The organism is Magnetospira thiophila (assembly GCF_054657015.1).
Genome location: NZ_BAAHXF010000002.1, coordinates 67,179 through 86,436, shown reverse-complemented (window position 1 = coordinate 86,436; position 19,258 = coordinate 67,179). Strand labels below are relative to the sequence as shown.

The 19,258-nt window shown below is 60.8% G+C and carries 20 protein-coding genes and 1 tRNA gene; 11 read left to right on the top strand and 10 right to left on the bottom strand.

The window, feature by feature from the left end; translation table 11 throughout:
• The first annotated feature begins 1 nt into the window (after position 1).
• Positions 2 to 1,111 (top strand): endo alpha-1,4 polygalactosaminidase, encoded by a 1,110-nt coding sequence (locus tag ACYQ1P_RS10015; RefSeq protein ID WP_460020223.1) that lies wholly within the window; start codon positions 2 to 4, stop codon positions 1,109 to 1,111.
• Positions 1,112 to 1,121: 10 nt separating this feature from the next.
• On the opposite strand, the gene ACYQ1P_RS10010 is transcribed toward ACYQ1P_RS10015, so the two are convergent.
• The 7 genes from ACYQ1P_RS10010 to ACYQ1P_RS09980 form a co-directional block, all read right to left on the bottom strand.
• Complete coding sequence (locus tag ACYQ1P_RS10010) at positions 1,122 to 1,358, bottom strand: hypothetical protein (protein ID WP_460020222.1); 237 nt, start codon at positions 1,356 to 1,358, stop codon at positions 1,122 to 1,124.
• 191 nt (positions 1,359 to 1,549) lie between these two features.
• Positions 1,550 to 2,044: an Hpt domain-containing protein gene (locus ACYQ1P_RS10005; protein ID WP_460020221.1), complete on the bottom strand. Its 495-nt coding sequence runs from the start codon at positions 2,042 to 2,044 to the stop codon at positions 1,550 to 1,552.
• A 93-nt stretch (positions 2,045 to 2,137) separates the two neighbouring features.
• Entirely contained in the window at positions 2,138 to 2,638 is a 501-nt protein-coding gene (locus ACYQ1P_RS10000) for a response regulator (protein ID WP_460020220.1), read from the bottom strand.
• A gap of 139 nt (positions 2,639 to 2,777) precedes the next feature.
• A complete protein-coding gene (locus ACYQ1P_RS09995; protein WP_460020219.1) occupies positions 2,778 to 3,461 on the bottom strand; it encodes an SDR family oxidoreductase in 684 nt (227 codons plus the stop codon).
• A 71-nt stretch (positions 3,462 to 3,532) separates the two neighbouring features.
• Positions 3,533 to 5,311: a response regulator gene (locus ACYQ1P_RS09990; protein WP_460020218.1), complete on the bottom strand. Its 1,779-nt coding sequence runs from the start codon at positions 5,309 to 5,311 to the stop codon at positions 3,533 to 3,535.
• Positions 5,312 to 5,371: 60 nt separating this feature from the next.
• On the bottom strand, positions 5,372 to 6,784 hold the full coding sequence (gene mgtE, locus ACYQ1P_RS09985; RefSeq protein ID WP_460020217.1) for a magnesium transporter: 1,413 nt from the start codon (positions 6,782 to 6,784) through the stop codon (positions 5,372 to 5,374).
• A 118-nt stretch (positions 6,785 to 6,902) separates the two neighbouring features.
• A tRNA-Leu gene (locus ACYQ1P_RS09980) sits at positions 6,903 to 6,989 on the bottom strand.
• A 123-nt stretch (positions 6,990 to 7,112) separates the two neighbouring features.
• Here ACYQ1P_RS09980 and ACYQ1P_RS09975 point away from each other — a divergent pair.
• The gene (locus ACYQ1P_RS09975; protein ID WP_460020216.1) at positions 7,113 to 7,901 is read left to right on the top strand and encodes a hypothetical protein; all 789 of its coding nucleotides are present in this window, start codon (positions 7,113 to 7,115) and stop codon (positions 7,899 to 7,901) included.
• 43 nt (positions 7,902 to 7,944) lie between these two features.
• Entirely contained in the window at positions 7,945 to 8,772 is an 828-nt protein-coding gene (locus ACYQ1P_RS09970) for a hypothetical protein (protein ID WP_460020215.1), read from the top strand.
• Between the two features lie 8 nt (positions 8,773 to 8,780).
• On the opposite strand, the gene ACYQ1P_RS09965 is transcribed toward ACYQ1P_RS09970, so the two are convergent.
• Positions 8,781 to 9,551, bottom strand: coding sequence for a class I SAM-dependent methyltransferase (locus tag ACYQ1P_RS09965; RefSeq protein WP_460020214.1), 771 nt, complete (start codon positions 9,549 to 9,551; stop codon positions 8,781 to 8,783).
• An 83-nt stretch (positions 9,552 to 9,634) separates the two neighbouring features.
• On the opposite strand from ACYQ1P_RS09965, the gene lipB reads away from it, so the two are divergent.
• The 7 genes from lipB (at position 9,635) to flgH (ending at position 15,653) form a co-directional block, all read left to right on the top strand.
• The gene (lipB, locus tag ACYQ1P_RS09960; protein WP_460020213.1) at positions 9,635 to 10,294 is read left to right on the top strand and encodes a lipoyl(octanoyl) transferase LipB; all 660 of its coding nucleotides are present in this window, start codon (positions 9,635 to 9,637) and stop codon (positions 10,292 to 10,294) included.
• Complete coding sequence (locus ACYQ1P_RS09955; RefSeq protein ID WP_460020212.1) at positions 10,291 to 11,178, top strand: diguanylate cyclase; 888 nt, start codon at positions 10,291 to 10,293, stop codon at positions 11,176 to 11,178. The genes lipB and ACYQ1P_RS09955 overlap by 4 nt, the downstream gene beginning before the upstream one ends.
• A 30-nt stretch (positions 11,179 to 11,208) precedes the next feature.
• On the top strand, positions 11,209 to 12,201 hold the full coding sequence (locus ACYQ1P_RS09950) for a zinc transporter ZntB (RefSeq protein ID WP_460020211.1): 993 nt from the start codon (positions 11,209 to 11,211) through the stop codon (positions 12,199 to 12,201).
• Between the two features lie 185 nt (positions 12,202 to 12,386).
• Positions 12,387 to 13,118, top strand: a complete 732-nt coding sequence (gene flgF, locus ACYQ1P_RS09945; RefSeq protein WP_460020210.1) for a flagellar basal-body rod protein FlgF — start codon at positions 12,387 to 12,389, stop codon at positions 13,116 to 13,118.
• Between the two features lie 18 nt (positions 13,119 to 13,136).
• Positions 13,137 to 13,922, top strand: coding sequence for a flagellar basal-body rod protein FlgG (flgG, locus tag ACYQ1P_RS09940; protein WP_460020209.1), 786 nt, complete (start codon positions 13,137 to 13,139; stop codon positions 13,920 to 13,922).
• Positions 13,923 to 13,933: 11 nt separating this feature from the next.
• Positions 13,934 to 14,881 (top strand): flagellar basal body P-ring formation chaperone FlgA, encoded by a 948-nt coding sequence (gene flgA / locus ACYQ1P_RS09935; protein ID WP_460020208.1) that lies wholly within the window; start codon positions 13,934 to 13,936, stop codon positions 14,879 to 14,881.
• 10 nt (positions 14,882 to 14,891) lie between these two features.
• Positions 14,892 to 15,653 carry a flagellar basal body L-ring protein FlgH gene (gene flgH, locus ACYQ1P_RS09930; RefSeq protein WP_460020207.1) on the top strand — a complete coding sequence of 254 codons (762 nt, stop codon included), beginning with the start codon at positions 14,892 to 14,894 and terminating at the stop codon, positions 15,651 to 15,653.
• 81 nt (positions 15,654 to 15,734) lie between these two features.
• Here flgH and dksA read toward each other — a convergent pair whose 3' ends face one another.
• Both dksA and ACYQ1P_RS09920 read right to left on the bottom strand, forming a co-directional pair.
• A complete protein-coding gene (gene dksA / locus ACYQ1P_RS09925) occupies positions 15,735 to 16,151 on the bottom strand; it encodes an RNA polymerase-binding protein DksA (protein ID WP_460020206.1) in 417 nt (138 codons plus the stop codon).
• A gap of 142 nt (positions 16,152 to 16,293) precedes the next feature.
• Complete coding sequence (locus tag ACYQ1P_RS09920; protein ID WP_460021632.1) at positions 16,294 to 16,728, bottom strand: flagellar assembly protein FliX; 435 nt, start codon at positions 16,726 to 16,728, stop codon at positions 16,294 to 16,296.
• 280 nt (positions 16,729 to 17,008) lie between these two features.
• Here ACYQ1P_RS09920 and ACYQ1P_RS09915 point away from each other — a divergent pair, with 280 nt between their 5' ends.
• Positions 17,009 to 19,258 carry a flagellar hook-basal body complex protein gene (locus ACYQ1P_RS09915; protein WP_460020205.1) on the top strand — a complete coding sequence of 750 codons (2,250 nt, stop codon included), beginning with the start codon at positions 17,009 to 17,011 and terminating at the stop codon, positions 19,256 to 19,258.

Below are 19,258 nucleotides of genomic sequence, written 5' to 3'. Positions count from 1 at the left end.
CATGGCAGGCTTTGACGGTATGCGGGGCTTTCTCGGCGGGTTGGTTCTGCTCGCCAGTTGCGCCTTGAGCGCCTCCCCTGCCCTGTCCCAGGCCGATGACGGTCAGGTCAGAGCCCAGGGCAAGGTCGTCGACCGCAATGTCGGCCAGGAAGAAAACCAGCGTCGCCTGCTTGCCGCGCCCAAGGACCCGCGCGAAGCCATGCGGACCCTGGTCCAGGACATCAGCAAATTCACCCGTCGCTACAAACGCAACTTTCTGCTCATTGCGCAGAACCCCCTGGGACTGAGCACCAAGACAGATCTCGACGATCCGACCGCCCTGCTGCCCGCCCGCACCTTTCTGCAATCCATCGACGGCATCCTGCAAGAGGGTGTCTGGTACGGCATTCCGGATATCGGCAAGCCAGTGACCAAGAACCGCAACACCAAGGCGCTGACACTGTTGAATCTGGCCAAGCAGTCGGCAGTGCCGGTATTCATCATCGATTATGTGAGCACGGCCAAGCAGGCCTACGAGGTGCTGGACAAGGCCCACAAGGCGGGCTTCGTGGCCGCTCCCGCCTTTGCTCGCGGACAGGCCCTGAACAGCCTGCCCAAGGTGCCTTCCCGTCCCTATCAGGAGAATGCCCAGTCCGTGCTCAGCCTCAAGGATGTGCGCAATTTTTTTGTGCTGCCCGAGTCAACCGGTCTTGGACGCCAGGACGAGTTCGCCCTCAAGGTTCACGACACCAATTATGACGCGGTCATCGTCGATGTGTTCCACGGGCGCGATCCGCTGACCAAACAGGCTGTGGAAACCCTCAAGTACAAGAAAAGCGGCGCCCGCCGGCTGGTGCTGGCCTACATGAACGTCGGCGTCGTCGGAAGCTATCGCTACTATTGGAAAGAGAACTGGAAAGAGGGGTCGCCCAGTTGGATCGACTCCCCCTACCCCGGCCATCCGGATTCCTATTTCGCCCAGTACTGGAATCCCGAATGGCAGCAGATGTTGAGCGGGGATACCAATTCCTACGTCTATGGCATCATCGCGCAGGGCTTCGACGGCGTCGTGCTCGACGGACTCGACGTCTACCATTTCTTCGAGGGCGATATCGAAGCGGACCCGCTATAGGGTCACCGACTCAGGACAATGATTCCTGCACCGCTTCGACGACAAATCCCTGTTCCGCGGGGTAGCGGCTGCTCAGCAAGGCCACGGCCTCGTCGGCGCTGTCGGCATTGACCTTCAACACCTGGGTCTCACCCCAGCGGTCATGGTACAGACTATGGGATTCATTATTGGCGACCAATTCACGCACCAACGTATTGACGAAACGAACCTCGAACGCCCGAAGGTTCCCATTCGGCGGCTGATACATCTCTGATTTCCTTCCAACTTTCCTGAACGCCTGGGGATTTTTTTGATGGCCCCACGCAACAATCATGCTAGGGGCGCTTTGTTTAAGGAATTATTACGTCATTTTTGTGTCGTGCAAGAAAAATTATTCCAACGCATTGGGGCGTCCCCTGCGGAACGCCCCTCTGGCATTTCAGATCCTGATTTGGGAGTCTATCGACGCACCTTGCGCAGCACCATTTCCAGACCATTGACCAGACTCTCGCCGGATTTTCCGCCGTCGCCGGTCATCTGATTGAGAATGATCAATTGTACCGCATTGATATGGAGCTGGATGACTTCCATCTCCTTTTCGTTGGGGTGGTCCAGATTTTCCAGGAATCGGCAAAGCTGATAACAGACCTGGGTGATCAGCGGATAATTGAAGCTGCCGCCCTGCCCCTTCATATCATGGGCGACACCGAAAATGCGTTTCAGGGCATCGTCCTGCTCTTCCTCGTTGCCATGGGACAACTGATCGAACGCATCTTGCAGCGAATCCAGATCGGCCTGCACCCAGTCCATGTAGTCGTCGGCCAACTCCGCGATGGCCATTTCCGCCTTGGCCAGGGTCGCCGCATCGACACCGCCCCCTGCACCCGGAGGGCCAACCTTGTTTTTCAACAAGTTGGGAGGCTGAATGATCTCACCCTTGGCTTGTTCGGACATGCCTGTATTCCATTCGGTTGCGGCCAGCGGCCTCGGAGTGTCCACAATAGCGGCGAGTGCCCTGTCCCCGCAAGCCTTTCGCGGGCTCTCAAGTCACGCGGAAGGCGCCACCTGACGCTTTTCCATGCCGCCAAAATCCATCTGAAACCGCCGACGATCCGGCCCCACATAGGCCGCAGTGTCAATGAAGGCCATGGCATCGTCCATCACATCGCCCAAGGCTTTCATCAAGGTCTTGGGGGAGATGGGCTTTTGCAGCAAGTCGTTGACTCCGGCATCGCGGGCCGCCGTGTAACAGGGCGTGCCCCCATTCCCCGTCACCATCAAAACCGGAATGCGACGGCGCGGCTGATGGGAGGGTTCACGACGCACATGGCGGACGAATTCCAAGCCGTCCATGCGCTCCATGTTCCAATCCACAATGGCCACATCGGCAGGAAAGTCCTGAAGAATCTCCAGGGCTTCCAGACCATCCTCGGCTTCCTGAATGGCCTTGACCCCGGCGAAACTCAGAATGGTTTTCAGCAGGGTTCTGAAATGAATATTGTCCTCGACGATCAAGACCTTTCGATCACGGAAATCCTTGTCGTACATGCCCCCCCCTCGTAGCCACAGCTACGCAACTATGATAACACCAACCCCCTTTCACACCTGTTTTCGGCATGTTTGAAGCTATATTATATTCTTTTGGGGTATCCCGCAACAAGCCTCATTCATGGCGGCCCGAGCGTCGCTACCAGGGGATCTCCTGGCCATCGTAATTGATGAACCGGCCATTCAATTCCGCGGGCGGCCTAGACAGCACCTGACGCAGGCCATGAACGCTCTGGTCCACGTCAATCAGCGCGTTGGGGCCGCCCATGTCCGTCCGCACCCAGCCGGGATGCATCATGACCACGCAGATGCCGCGTTTCATGAGATCCACCGACAGGCTTTTCATGGCCGCGTTGAGGGCCGCCTTGGAAGAGCGATAGATATAGGAGCCGCCAGAAGAATTGTCCGTCATGCTGCCCATCTTGCTCGACAGCACGGCGATCTGCCGACCCTGTGAATGGGCCACCTGATCCAGGAAGGCCTCGGCGACTTTTACCGGAGCCATCACATTGGTCCAGAAGACTTCCTCCCAGGCCTGATAATCCAATCCGCCGAGGGTACAAGGCCGCGGCCCGTACACACCGGCGTTGAGCAGCAGCAGGTCGATGGATTCCTTTTTCCACGCCTTGGCCAGGGTGTAAATCCGATCAAAATCCATCACGTCCAGGTCTCGGATCACCACGTCGCCCTGAATGGCCTTCAACGCCTTGGCCTTTTTAGGCTCTCGGCAGGTGGCCAGGACGCGCCATCCTTCGGCTGCACATTGGCGGGCAAACTCAAGTCCAATGCCCTTGTTGGCACCGGTGATCAGGATCGTCGGCATCGTCAAAACCTTCTGCACTGATTCGGAGCAACGTCATTAGGAGGCAATCGCTAGTTCAGTTCAAGGCCGGATTATTTGCGCGTCAATTCAGTGAGGTGATCCAGAAAGGCACTGAGGGCTGGCCCCGCCTGCTCCACGCGCTCGCTCTCCTTTGTTGCCGCCGTTTCGGGGGGGAGCGTCACTTGCACATCCCGCAGATGCACCTCTTCGCCCATGGCCTGGTTGATAACTTCAAGCATCGTGTTGAAATCAATGGGCTTGACCACGCTGGCATTCATGCCCGCTTCGAGAAAGCCGCGCAGGTGGGATTCCATGGCGTCGGCCGTCACTGCGATGACCGGTAATTGGGCGCGGTTCGAGTCCATGCGGCGAATGGCCCGGGTGGCATCCAGCCCATCCATCTCCGGCATCCGCACATCCATCAGCACCAGATCAAGCTCCCGGGTTTCCACCAGCTTTATGGCCTCAATGCCGTTATCGGCCAGGTACACCCGATGCCCCAGAGGCTGCAACATGTTGACGATCAATTTCTGATTAATGCGGTTGTCCTCCGCCACAAGGATACGCAACGGGCGCTGGGCGCGATATTTATAGACTCGGCGCGATTCCTGTTTCTCCCCGGGTGCCTCGGCAATGGTGCAGGGAACGGTGAACCAGAAGCGGCTGCCGACGCCCAATTCACTGTCGAAACCGATTTCTCCCCCCATCAGTTCGGCCAAATGACGGCAAATGGCCAACCCCAGTCCAGACCCCCCGAACCGGCGGGCGGTCGAGGCATCGGCCTGAGAAAATCGCTGAAACAGATGGCTATGCAGGTCCTCGGGAATGCCGATGCCGCTGTCGCTCACTTCGAACAGCAGCAACACCCCGCCTTCGGAATCCGGGCTATGGCTGACCGCGATCCGCACCTGCCCCGCCGGGGTGAACTTCAAGGCGTTGCCGGTCAGATTGAACAGAATCTGACGAATGCGCACCGGATCGGCATTCACCCCCTCGGGCAGGCCTTCGACCAAATGAAGCTGGAAATCCAGCTCTTTTTCTTGCGCCTTGGGCCACATCAGGCTGTACAGGTCGCGGACCAGGCTATGCAGATTGAAGTCGATCTGATCCAGCTCAAGCCGTCCGGCCTGCAACCGCGACATGTCCAGAACATCATTGAGAATCCGCAACAGCATTTCCCCGGACTCGCGGATCATGCCCACGTAATCCCGGGCCTGAGACGACAGCTCCATGCCCAACAGCAGGTCGGTCATGCCCAGAACCCCGGTCAGCGGGGTGCGTATTTCATGACTCATGGTGGCCAGGAATTCGCTCTTGCTGCGGTCGGCGGCTTCGGCCTTTTCTTTCTCGCTGGCGTATTCCAGAGTCAGTTTTTCCAGGCGCTCCGCTTGTTGTTGCAGGCTGCGCCGAGAATTCTCCAACTCGGAGATATATTGGGTCATGGTGCGCTCGGTGCGCGCCCGTTCGATGGCATATCGGATGGTCCGATCGAGAATTGACGGTGCCACATCGTCTTTCACCAGATAGTCCTGCGCCCCCTCGCGCAGCACCAACATCGCCGTTTCCTCGTCATCGGTGCCGGTCAACACGATCAGCGGCACATGGGGCAGTTGCGCCCGCGCCCAGGCCACTGTCTTGGCTCCGACGGAATCCGGCAACGACAGATCAAGCAGCACCGCGTCGAAAGTCTCCTCCTCGGCCCGCTTCATGCCGGCCTCCAGCGAGGCCTCGATCACCGTTTCATAACGGGTGAGCGCCACGTCGCTCAGATACTCTCGCACCAGAATCGCATCACCGGGATTATCCTCAATGACCAGCACGCGAATTGTCGGGGATGGCAGATCACTCATCCAGGTAACGAACTCCAAGACAACAGATTAGAATATTGTAACATTATGGATCACACCCTGTCACATCAAGGTCAATGCCGCCAAGCCGAGAAAGGCGAAAAAACCGACCACATCGGTCACCGTGGTCAGAATGACCGTCGAGGCGATGGCCGGATCGACGCCCAGACGCTGCATGGCCAACGGGATTGACGCGCCAGCCAATCCGGCCACGATCAGATTGAACAGCATGGCGCAGGCGATCACCGCCCCGATGCCCGGATCGGAGAACCAGCCCCAGGTCACCAGTCCGGTCAACAGTGCGAACAGCACCCCGTTGGACAGCCCGACAAGCACTTCCTTGATCAACACCCGGTGGGCGGAATCCTCGGTCAAATCGCGCATGGCCAGGGCGCGCACCACCACGGTCAGGGTCTGGGTCCCGGCATTGCCCCCCATGGAGGCCACGATGGGCATGAGCACCGCCAGGGCCACCATTTGATCAATGCTGGCATCGAACAAACCGATGACCAGCGAGGCCAGAACCGCCGTTCCCAGATTGATCAAAAGCCAACTGAAGCGGGAACGGGCGGTCTGAAACACGCCGCTGAACAAATCGGTTTCCGCCACACCGGCCAGACGCAGCACGTCTTCTTCCTGTTCTTCCTGGATCACGTCCACCACGTCATCAATGGTGATGGTGCCGACCAGACGGCCGTCTTCGTCGACCACCGGGGCCGACACCAGATCCCGTTGACTGAACAGATAGGCCACCTCCTCCTGATCCATGGTGGCCGGAATCATCCGGATATCGCGCCGCACGATATCGCTCAACAGCACCGGACGGCGGCGCCGCAGCAGGTGGTTCAACGGCAAGGTTCCCACCGGATGGTGACGCGGATCGACCACGTAGATGTCGTAGAATTCCTCGGGCAGCAGGTCTTCCCCATCCAGGTCTTCGCGGTCGGCGGCGGCGCGCAGATAGTCGATACATTCGCCCACCGTCCAGAATTCGGGCACCGCCACAAGGTCATGACTCATCAACCGCCCGGCGGAGAATTCGGGATAGGCCAGACTCTCCTCAATGCGCGCCCGATCGTCTTCGGGCAGGGAATCGAGAACTTCCCGCAGGTCCGCCTCTTCCATGTCCTCGATCAGATCGACCGCGTCATCGGAGGCCAGTTCCCGAACCAACGCCGCCAGGACTTCTGGCGACAGATCCTCGAGGATTTCCTCGCGGACCGTCTCATCCAGCGCCGACAGCACTTCCGGGTCCAGGGGTGCTCCGGGCAGGGACATCACCAGCGGGCGCTGTTCCGGCGACAGTTGCTCGATCAGGTCGGCGGCATCCGCATAGTGCAGCGGTCGGATCAGGTCCGAGGCCTGCTCCAGGGCACCGTTTTCAAGCGCCTCGGCAACCTCATCGACCAACCCTTCCGGCAAATCGACCGTATGTTGGGAGTCGAGATCCCCTTCGCGGAGCGGTTCGTCGGACATGCTGGAGTCTCCCGAGAGGGCCGAAAGGATATTGCCGCCCCTTATAGGGCCTTTTCGACATTCTTTGGCGGAAAAAACCGAGGCCCGCGCCAAAAACCGGCAGCGGGCCTCGATCAATTGGTGCGGTCGAGAAGACTCGAACTTCCACCCCGTTGCCAGGACAGCGACCTCAACGCTGCGCGTCTACCAGTTCCGCCACGACCGCATCACGGACACCTTGCGGCGTCACAGAGCGCGGAGATAGCACCTTCACGGCAATGGATCAAGACTTCCTACTGTGAACCGGTTATGTTGTCGTATGGATTTTTTCCACGCGGGTGGAGGTGTCATGGGCGACGGCGGGCAGGTGCTCGACCTGGATGTTGGGGCTTACGGACGGGCCTTGACCCAGTTCGATCTGGAAGACGGGGCGGCCAGCCATCACAACGGCTGCCGGAAATGTTATCAGCGCCCCTTCCGGGCCGCCGATCCGGCCCTGGTCGCCGAGCAGTTTCTCACCCTGCCGCTTCTCACGCCGCAGACCTGTGCCCATCTGCGTCACCTGATGGATCACGACCCGGCCCATCTGCGCGACCAGGATTTTTTACAACGGCTGCTGGAGGACGTGTTCCAGCCCCCCCTGGACGGCATCCTCAGCGCCTATTTCGGCAGTGAATATGCCGCCCAATGGTACAGCTTCCAGAAATTCGACAAGGCCGACGGGCGGGCCTATTCCTTCGCCTGGCACTTCGATGCCTGGAGCAGCCATTGCCTCAAGCTGCTGTGCTATCTGAACGCCACCGAGGACCACGGCGGCCCGACGCAAATTCTCGATGTCCGCGAAAGCCTGGGGTTCGCGCGGGCCGGATATGCCTATCCGCCCAAGGAACAGCGGTTGACCGATTTGACGGAGCTGGCGGAGATCCTGCATCTGCCCTGTCATCCCCGGACCCTGCACATGGCCGAAGGGGAGGCCCTGCTGTTCAATCCCGTGCGCCTGCTGCATCGGGGCGTGGTCCCGACTCTCGGCCCGCGCTATCTGTTGCAGATCTGTCTGGCCCCGTCGCCCCTGCCCTGGCGCGAGAACGGCGCCCAGGGGTACTGGCCCTATTGGGACCCGGGCAGCAACGGGGTTTGAAACCAGCCATCTACGGGGCACGCAGCCCCCGGGAACATAAACAATGCACAATATCGACACCCCAACCGTCACCCCTACAACCTTTCAGCCCGACCCCCTCAGCTACAGTCGGACCATCGCCCATTTCGACGTCACCCGCGGCCAGGTCGCCTATCACCGTCATTGTCAGGAGCAGTTCCGGCGCGGACCGGTCGATGCGTCGCACCCGATCCGAACCCACCATCTGACCACCCTGCGGCTTCTGGACCGGCAAACATGTGCCACTTATCGCAGCTACATCGACCAGGGCGCGCAACGGGTTGAGCAACATGATCTGCTGACCGAACTACTGGAGTCCTTTTTTTCCCCCGAGACCGACCGGGCGCTCACCGCCTATTTCGGCAGCGAGTATCATGCCGACTGGTACAGTTTCCAGGCGACCTTTCCCAATGACAGGCACATCTATTCCAATGACTGGCATTTTGATGCGGGCTCCAGTCGGCAGATCAAGATCCTCTGTTTTCTCAACGACGTGGAAGACCACGCCGCGCCGACTCTCTATCTGCCCCTGGTTCAGAGCCAGATCCTCGCCCGCAAGGGATACGGCTTCCCGCCCATGGAGGCGCGGCTGGCCGACCTGTCCGGTCTGGCGCGGTCGATGGGGGTCGAATATAGTCCGCAAGCCGTGCCCCTGGCCGCCGGGGAGGCGTTGTTGTTCAATCCACAGACCCTGCTGCACCGGGGGCAGCCGCCCAGGGAAAACCCCCGATATGTGATCCAGGTCAATATCATCCCGTCGCCCATTCCCTGGCGAACAGCCCTGCAAACGGACCGCTACTGGCCCCGCTTCGAACCCGGCTCCTGCGGCTGGCCTCCCAGGCCGCTCCCCTGAGGGAGCCTTTAAGTGGGGCGGCGCAGAACCACAACGATATCCCCCCGGCTCGCCCGGTCCTGCGGTGCCACGTCACTTTGGAAAACCACCTCCAAATTGGCCGCACCAAATAGCGCGACGATATCCTGCGGCGACTTGTACAGACGCTCGTCGGTTCCGCCCCGCGCCCGGTTTTCCTCCATTTCCTCGGGCACATACTGACAGCCGATGGCCAGATGCCCGCCAGGACGCAGAACCCGCCACATCTCCGCCGCCGCCTTTTCCGGCTGCTGGCTGTAGGACAGAACCCAACCAGCGAGTACAATATCAAAGCCTTCGTCCGCGAACGGTAGATCATGCATATCGGCCAGGGAGATCCAGGGCGAATAGGTGATCAGATCCACCGCCGTGATATTCTCGGCGGCAAAACCGGACCCCAAGAGGGCAATGATTTCCTCTTCGGTGCGCGGCCCAACGGACAGGACCTTCAGCGCCCCCAGCCGCCGCCGGACCGCATCCAACCCCAACAGCGGCCGGATGAGTATCCACGGACGCAGGGTGGCCTGCCGGGCCAGGATCTGCCGTGCATTATGTTCCACCGCCTCTGGAATAGCCGCCACCGCCTCGGGCATCTGCCTGAGGCCCGAACGCAGCAGACGTTGGGCGCGCCGATCGGAAACAATCGCCGCGATCTCTGGGATTTGCAGCAATTTCATAGGATTGCCGCTGATGAACGCCGCCACGTCCCGCATGGTGTCTGGATCAAGGAATTCCTGGGCGACAGCGGACGGTTTCTGCATGATTTGGCCTCCTGTTGGTCATTCCGGGCCTGCCCCTTACTCGTCCATTGCCAGGACTCAGCGCGACCGATATGACAAGGGTCATGTATATCAACGCAAACATGGAATGGCGAGGCCCAGACCGCGAGGTCTCCTACCCGGACGCCCTGACCTTCATGGAACGGCGGGTGGCCGACATCCATGCCGGAACGGCGGCGGAGTGCATCTGGCTGCTCGAACATCCGCCTTTGTACACGGCGGGCACCAGCGCCCGGCCCGCCGACCTGCTCGAACCGGACCGTTTCCCGGTCTTTCCGACCGGGCGCGGCGGCCAATATACCTATCACGGTCCGGGCCAGCGCATTGCCTATGTGATGCACGATCTGCGGCGGCGCGGGCGCGACCTGGGGGCCTTTGTGCATGGGCTGGAAGATTGGGTGATCGCCGCCCTGTCCCGGTTCGGGGTGCGCGGGGAACGACGCGCCGACCGGGTCGGCATCTGGGTGGTCCGCGCCGACGGACGGGAGGACAAGGTGGCCGCCTTCGGCGTGCGGGTGCGGCGCTGGGTGACTTTTCACGGACTGGCGATCAATGTTCATCCGAATCTGAGCCACTTTTCCGGGATCGTGCCTTGCGGACTGGCGAGGCACGGTGTCACCTCGTTGCAAGACCTGGGCGTAGCGGTCACAATGGCGGACCTGGACGACGCCTTGCAGGCCACATATCCTTTGATTTTCCCTGCCGCAGCGAAGGACCCGCCGTGACCCCCGCCGAAATTCTCGATGAATTGGACAAGGCTGTCGGCAGTCATCTGGTTTGGCTCAAGACCTGGCATGGCGCGATGCTGTGCGGAGCCGTCTCCGAATCCCGCGTGCCCATCTACGATTCCCACCATCTCTGTCGCTTCGGCACCTGGTATGTGCGCAACCAGCATGCCGGGCTGGTCGATCAACCGGCGCTCCATACCCTGGCCCGACTGCATCGGGACATGCATGACCGGGCGCACCTGCTGAGAGAGAAGGCCCTGGGTGGACAGTCGCCAGACAGCGCCACCTACGCGGCCTTCGCCGATTCCTTCAACGCCTTTCTGGCCCAGGCGCGCCGTCTGGAACGGGCCTTCTCCCAGGCCCATCAGGACCTCGACCCGCTGACCGGGGTCCATAACCGTCAGGCCATGGACCGGGAACTGTCCCGGGAGCGGGAACGCCATCTGCGCACCGGCGAACCCTGCTGCATCGGGCTGGCCGACCTGGACCATTTCAAGGCGGTCAACGATACCTACGGCCATCCGGTGGGCGATCAGGTGCTGACCGCCGCCGCCGAAATTCTGCTCACCGGCTTGCGGCCCTTTGATTTTGTCTTTCGCTACGGGGGCGAGGAATTCCTGCTGTTTCTCCCCAATACCAATCTGCGCAGCGGCCTGCCGGTCCTGGAGCGGTTGCGCGCCGCCCTGGCTGCGGCCCCCCTGCGCCTGGAGGGCGGGCAGTCCCTGGCCGTCACCGCCTCCTTCGGGCTGGCGGAACTGATCGGGTCGGCCCCCCTCAAGGAAACCATCGAACAGGCGGATCAGGCGCTCTACATGGCCAAGCAACAGGGCCGCAACCGGGTCATTGCCTGGGACGTCCCGAGCGACATCGCCACCGACTGAGCGGAGGCAATACAAGCGAGGATCATCGTCATGACGGAACATCCGGAACTGGTCTGCGCCTACCTGCTCGACGGCTCGGGTCGGGGCACGCCCCTCGATTGGGACGGCGTGACCCACTGGACGCCAAAACAGGGCGAGGCCTGGTTTCATTTCGACTTCACTCAACCCGCCACCGAACCCTGGTTTCGCCAACACAGCGGTCTCGACACCCATGTGATCGACGGCCTGCTCGCCGCCGAAACCCGACCCCGCTGCGACTGGTTCCCCGAGGGGATTTTGATCGTGCTGCGCGGGGTCAACCTCAACCCCGGAGCGGACCCCGAAGACATGGTCTCCATCCGGTTATGGATCGACGATGACAAGGTGATCTCGACCAGAATGCGCAAGTTGATGGCGGTCGAGGACATTCGCGAACAACTTGCCGTCGGCAAAGGCCCCGTCTCGACCGGACATCTGGTCGCCCGCTTGGCGGCGCGCATGACCGAGCGCCTCGGACCGGTCATCGACGACATTTCTGACGAGGTGGTGGAACTGGAAGACCGCCTGTTGCGCTCCGGGGAAGGGGACCCGTTGCCGCTCCGCGAGGCCCGGCACAAGCTGATGGAGTTGCGCCGGATAGCCATTTCCCTGCGCCGCTACGTGGCCCCCCAGCGGGAGGCGCTGAATCGCCTGTCGCAATTGGAAGAACCCTGGCTCGACGAACGGGTCCGGGGCCGGTTGCGCGAGACCGTCGACCGCACGACCCGAATCACCGAAGAGCTGGATGATGTGCGCGAACGTTCCGCCGTGGTACAGGACGAACTGGCCAGCCGCCTGTCCCATCGCATGGAAAGAACCATGTATACCCTGACCCTTGTCGCCACGGTCATGCTGCCGCTCGGATTCCTGACCGGGCTGCTGGGGATCAATGTGGGGGGTATTCCCGGAGCCGACACCAGTTGGGCCTTCTGGGCCGTCTGTGGTGGCCTGCTCTCTGTCGCCGCCTTCGAGGTCTGGCTGCTCAAACGGCTCAGGTGGCTGTAGCCGCGCCCCTGCAAAGTCTTCCCCTGGGACCTTCAACGGGCAACTTATGCCCGGCAAGAGGCGACTTCTGCCGCGCTGGTTGCCCAGCGCTCATCCATCAATCCATTGATTTATAATATTAATATATTCTGGCATGGGGAATGCATGGATAGGCGTGGCTTGAACACGGATGAACGGAACTGACGATGGAAAACACATCATACATCATCCTTTCCAGGGAAAGTTCGCTGCGCCGCGAAATGTCGGTGATCGCGAACAACCTGGCGAACATGAATACCCATGGCTACAAGGGCGAACGCATGATGTTCGTGGACCACCTGGTCCGCAGCAAGGGTGGCGAGTCCATGCTCGGCACCAAGAACGCCTTTGTCCGCGACGTGGCCTCCTATCGGGTCCAGGAAGAGGGACCGATCATCGAAACCGACAACCCGCTCGATCTGGCGGTGCATGGGGACGGCTATTTCGTCGTCGATACCCCCAGCGGCCCGCGCTATACCCGCGACGGACATTTCCAACTCAATGACACCGGCCAGTTGGTCACCTCCAACGGCAACCCCGTGATGGGACAAGGCGGGCCGATCACTTTCGCGCCCGACGATGTGGATATCCGCATCTCCCGCGACGGCTCGATCACCACCAACAATGGCAACATTGCCAAGCTCTCGGTCGTGACCTTCGAAAACGCGCACAAATTGAAGCGCGAAGCGGGGGCGCTCTATGCCAGCGATGCCCCGGGCCAGGAGGCCACGTTCCCCAATGTTGTCCAAGGGGCGATTGAAGGGTCCAACATCCAGCCGATCTTGGAAATGACCCGCATGATCGACGTGCATCGGGCCTATCAAGGCGCAACCAAATTCATCGAACAGGAAGACGACCGAATCAAGAAGCTCGGCAGCATCCTGGTCGGTCAAGGTTAAGAAAGAGGAGTTGAACCCATGAGGTCCTTATACATTGGCGCCACCGGGATGCTCGCTCAAGAGCAGAACGTCGAGGTGATCTCCAACAACATCGCCAACATGAATACCACCGGCTACAAGCGTCGGCGCACGGAATTTCATGATTTGCTGTATCAAAACCTGCGTCGCGTAGGCTCCGCCTCCTCCGATTCCGGCACCATCGTGCCGACCGGCGTGCAGTTGGGTTTGGGCGTCAAGCTGGCGGCGGTCTATCGCATCCATGGTCAGGGCAACCTGACGGCGACCGACAACGTGATGGATCTGGCGATCCAGGGGAAAGGCTTCTTCCAGGTCCTGATGCCCTCCGGCGAGACGGCCTATACCCGCGATGGCACGTTCCAGATGTCGGCCGATGGCAGTCTGGTGACCCACGACGGATACGCCCTGCAACCGGGCATTACCGTGCCCGCCAAAGCCGTGGACGTGACGGTCAATGCCTCGGGCGAAGTGCTGGTCAAGCTGGCCGGTCAGACCACCTCGCAGAACGTCGGCCAACTGCAATTGGCCATGTTCCCCAATCCGGCCGGTTTGCAAGCGGTCGGCGACAACTATCTGATGCAGACCACGTCTTCCGGTGCACCGGTTACGGCGACTCCGGGCACCACCGGCATGGGCACGTTGTTGCAGGGGTTCCTGGAAACCTCCAACGTCAACGCGGTGGAAGAAGTGGGCAACCTGATTTCCGCCCAACGGGCCTATGAAATGAATTCCAAGGTCATCTCCACATCCGACGAGATGATGTCCGCCGTGAACCAACTCAAGTAAGGGAGGCTGCCATGACACGCATCGTTTTTGCTCTTGTATTGGGATGGATCGGCCTGACCTGGACGGGCTTCGCCTCGGCCGCGACCCTGGTTCAGCACATCGTGGTGACCGAGGATGTGGTGCGCATCGGCGATATCTGGAAAGACGCGGGCGAAAGCGCCAACGAGGTGGTGGGCTATTCCCCCGCCACCGGCGAACAGGCGGTCCTCAATCATCGCTGGCTGACCCGCGTGGCCGAAGCCTACAAGGTGGACTGGAAGCCGCTGGGCGGCAGCGCCCGCGCCGTCGTTGAACGGTCGAGCTTTTTCATCGGTCGCGAGGAAATCACCAACGAAATTCTCGGTGCCCTGATCGAACAAGGGGCCAGTCCGGACGTCATCGTCGATTTGGGCAAGCGCAACTTCGATGTGCAGGTGGACAGCCCGGAAAACGCCTCCGTGGCGGTGGAGGATCTGACCTATGATCATTCCTCCGGTCGTTTCTCGGCCAGCCTGCGCTTCCCGGCCAACGGGGCCATCTTGAAGCAACTACGCATCAACGGCCGCACCCACAAGGTGGTCGAGGTGCCGGTACTGACCCACCGCATGGCCAAAGACGAAATCGTCACCCATGGGGATATCCGTTGGATCAAATTGCGCACCGACCGCATGCACCCGAGCACCATCACCGAAGTGACCGATCTGGTCGGCATGGCCGCCCAGAACAGCCTCGGTGCCGACGAACCGATCCGCCATGGACAGGTGGCCCGGCCGTTGGATGTGCGCAAGGGCGCCTTGGTCACCATCATCCTGCATAACAAACGGATGACCCTGACCACCCGGGGCAAGGCCCTGGAAAGCGGCTCCGAGGGGGACGCGGTGAAAGTCCTCAATACGCAGAGCAACAAGATCCTGCAAGCGGAAGTCATTGGCCCCGACCGGGTCCGTGTGCTCTCCGCCGACCAGTTGGCCATGAACTAGGAGACCGACCATGAACAGGTCCCATATCACCCCATCCCTCAAGGCGCTCACCGTCATGGCGCTGGCGATCAGCACCGCAGGATGCAACACCATCAGCCGCCTTTCGGCCATTGGCGATGGCCCGGAACTGAGTGAAATTCAGAATCCCATGGCCCGCCGCGACTATCAGCCGGTGAGCATGCCCATGCCGGCCCCGAAAATAGCCGACAATAACCCCAACTCCCTGTGGCGGGCCGGAGCCCGAGCCTTCTTCAAGGACCAGCGGGCCAAGGAAGTGGGCGACATTTTGACCATCAATCTGGCCCTGGACGACAGCGCTTCTTTGAGCAACACCACCGAACGGGACCGGGAAGACTCCGAGGATACGGATGTCACCAACCTGCTCGGCCTGGAGGCGGAATTCACCCAGTATCTGCCCCAGGGCCTCGACCCGACCTCGGTCATGAGCTTCGGCAACGTCCATTCCACCAAGGGCGACGGGTCGCTGGACCGTTCGGAAGAAATCAACCTGACCCTGGCCGCCGTCATCACCCAGGTGCTGCCCAACGGCAATCTGGTGATTTTCGGTCGTCAGGAGATGAAGGTGAACTTCGAGATGCGCGAGTTGGCCATCACCGGCATCATCCGCCCCGAGGACATTGACTATTCCAACACCATTTCCAACGAAAAGATCGCCGAAATGCGTGTCGCCTACGGTGGCCGCGGCACCCTGAGCGACCTCCAGCAACCGCGCTGGGGCACGCAATTGTGGGATATCGTCTTCCCGTTCTAGTTCAAGCCAGAATCTGGAACAAAACTTGGGCCGGACCCTTCGGGGACCGGCCTTTTTTCTTGGTGATCCGCCGAAGAAGGATCAATCGTCGCGGTGGGTGCGTTCCATGCGTTCGTGGCGTTCCTGGGCCTCGATACTCATGGTGGCGATGGGCCGCGCTTCCAATCGACGCACGCCGATGGGTTCGTGGGTTTCCTCGCAATAGCCATAGGACCCGTCATCCAGACGCTCCAACGCCTCGTCGATCTTGCCGATCAGCTTGCGGGCGCGGTCCCGGGTGCGCAGTTCGAGGGAACGGTCGGTCTCGATGGTCGCCCGGTCGGCGATATCCGGTTCGAGGATTCCACCTTCCTGCAAATGATTCAGGGTTTCCTGCGACGCTTCGAGCAGTTCACCGCGCCACTTCAGGAGCTTCATGCGGAAATATTCCTGCATGGTCGGATTCATGAACTCCTCGTCTTCCGAGGGTCGGTAATCTGGGGGCAAGGTAACGTTCATGCCGTGTCGGACCTCCCAAGGTCTCCGTCGTCCATTTTGGCGGCATATATACGGAGGCTGGCCCGCCCTCGCAAGCAATGATTTTTTCTCTCGCTGCAAGGAGGTGGCTTTGCCGGGCCAAAACCGGCCGCCGGGAGACAGATCAGCTCGACCGGGTGTATTTGGCGATTTCGACTTCGACCCGCAGTTCGATCTCATCCATGATTTCGATCAGTTGCCGATCATTGACCTGCGGTCGCTTCTCCCGCAGCGCCTGGGCCAGTTGGACCAGTTCATCCTTTGACAGCCGTCCGCCAAGCAGTTGCAGGCGCAGCCGTTCCAGCCCATCGAGTAGCGCCTCGCCGCGCCGACGGATCAGGCCGCGCGAGCGTTGCTGAGTCGCGTCGGGGACCTGTTGCGCCGCCAATACGGCGTCCACCGGCATTACCGCCGCCGCCTCGTATCCGCTGGTCGGAGCGGTTGGCCCCGTCGCTTCGGACAGATGATCGGCGAAGTCGCTGCCTTGCCCCCCGGATGCCTTTTTCTTGCGATCCGTCGAGGTCACGCCGCGCGAGGCGCCAGGTCCGGAAATCTTCATGCCAGCCAAGAGTAAAACCTCAAATGTGACCGTTGTTCGAGCCGATGCACCAACTAACCATAAAACCACGAATTTTTCCACTCGGCATTTGTTGCCGGGTCGGTCGGCATCCTGCCGGAAACGGGCAACTCTTGCCTGTCCCCACATAAATATAACTCAATGATTCCAATTGACTATATATTCCTCATTCTGGCACGTCCCTTGCGATACCTGTTAAAGGTTATTGGTTTCATCGCAGGGAGCGTCCCCTCGGGACGTCATCGTCGTCATGATGTATGGCATGTTTTCCACCGCCGTTATGGGCATGTTCTCTCAGGCGCGGACCATGAGCGATATCGGCACCAACATCGCCAACGTGAATACTGGTGGCTACAAGCGAGTCGAAACCCATTTCTCCTCCCTGGTTTCCGACACCTTTCAACATGAAGGGGATCTGGGCGGCATTCGGACCAAGCAATACAATCGCATCGCAAGTCAGGGCACCATCACCGCTTCCGACCGCGATCTGGATCTGGCCATCAACGGGGCCGGGTTCTTCGTGTTGAACAGCAAGGCCGATGGCTCCGGCGATACCTACTACGGTCGCGACGGCTCCTTCCACCAGGAAAGCGGCGAAACGGCCACCGCTGTGGATCTGAACGGCAATACCATCACCTATAAAAAAGGCTATCTGGCCGACAAGAACGGCTATTTCGTCCAGGGCTGGGAAGCCGACATCAATGGCAATTTTTCACCCGCGCTGAAGCCCATTCGAATCGACACCTACGCCTACTACGACGCGCCCATTTCGACGACCGGTGCCAATGTCCATATCAACATCCCCGCCGACGCCGCCACCGGTGCCACCTTCAAGTACAGCGGCGCGGTGTACGACAGTCTCGGCGAGACCCAGGCGGTGACCTTCAATTTCACCAAGACCGACGTGGAAAACGAATGGACGGTCAACGGTTCCTACTACGGTCCGCCGACGGCCCAGGTTGATACGGCAACTCTTGCCGGGACAATTGAAGCGGGCGACGTCTATTCCATGACCGTCAACGGCACCGCCGTCAGCTATACGGCTCTCGGAACCGAAGCCGACATCGGCGGAGTGCGCGACGGCCTGTTGGCCGCCATTGCCGCCGATCCGACCGTCGGGGCGATCGTCACCGCCGCTCCGGGGGCCGCCCTGGGGGAAATCACCCTGACCGCCGTCACCGCCGGGACGCAGTTCACCGCCACATCCTCCGCCACCAACGGCGGCGTGACGGCAGACAACACATTGATCACCACCACCACCACGGCCAACCTCACGCAGACTCCGGGCACCACCGCCGATGCCACCTTCGTGTTCGATGGCGAAGGCCAGCTTCTGGACATTCGCAAGGGCGCGGCGCAGGCGCAGGTCAACACCCTGACCATGGCCGCCGGACAAAAGGACACCCTGACCCTGACCGGCACCGCCGGGGAAGCAGGCGATACCTATTCGGCCACCGTCAACGGCACCACCGTCACTTATACGACAACCGGCGGCGAAGCAAATATCAACGCCATTCGCGATGGCCTGCTGGCGGCCATCAACGCCGATGTGACTGTCGGGGCCCTTGTCACCGCCAGCCCGGGAGCCGGGCCCGGCGAACTGCTGCTCACTTCGGTCACTGCGGGAGCCACTTTCACCACCACCGTCGCCGCCGCCGATGGCGGTGGAACGGCGGACAACAATCTGACCGTGACCACCGGCAACACCATTGAGGCGGGTGACGTCTACAGCGCCACCGTCAGCGGCACCACCGTCACCTACACGGCCCTCGGCACCGAAGCCGATATCGGGGTGGTGCGCGATGCCTTGCTGGCCGCCATCAATGCCGACGGGACTCTCGGTCCGCTGGTCACCGCCGCCCCGGGAGCCGGACTGGGCGAAATCGCCTTGACCGCCGACACGCCCGGCTCGGCGTTCAGTGTCAACCTGGACACCACCAACGGCGGGGCCTTCTCGGACAACCAGTTCACCCACGTCGCCCACACGCCCAACAGGCTCAACATCCCGAGCCCCAACGATTCCACCTCGCTCACCTACAGCGTGACCTGGGCCAACGGAGCCACCTCGACCACCACTTTCGACTTCACCGACACCACCCAGTTCGCTTCCGACGAGCTGGTGCCGCTGTATTACCACAGGAACGGCAATGCCAGTGGACAGTTGGAACGCATCACCTTCGATACCTTCGGGGTGGCCATCGGGTCGTTCTCCAACGGCACGTCGCGCCCCCTGTACAAGGTGCCTTTGGCGGAATTCGTCAATCCGGAACTCCTGAGCGTGTATGACGGCAACGTCTACCGGGCCAACAACCTGACCTCCACTCCGTCCTTGGTGTCGGCGTCTTTGGATGGCTACGCCACTTTTACGCCCAATGCGCGGGAACTCTCGAATGTTGACATCGCAGATGAATTCTCCAGAATCATCATGACTCAAAACGCCTATAATTCCTCCGCCACCGTCTTCAAGTCGGTGGACGAGATGCTGACCACCGCCAAGGACCTGATCCGCTAG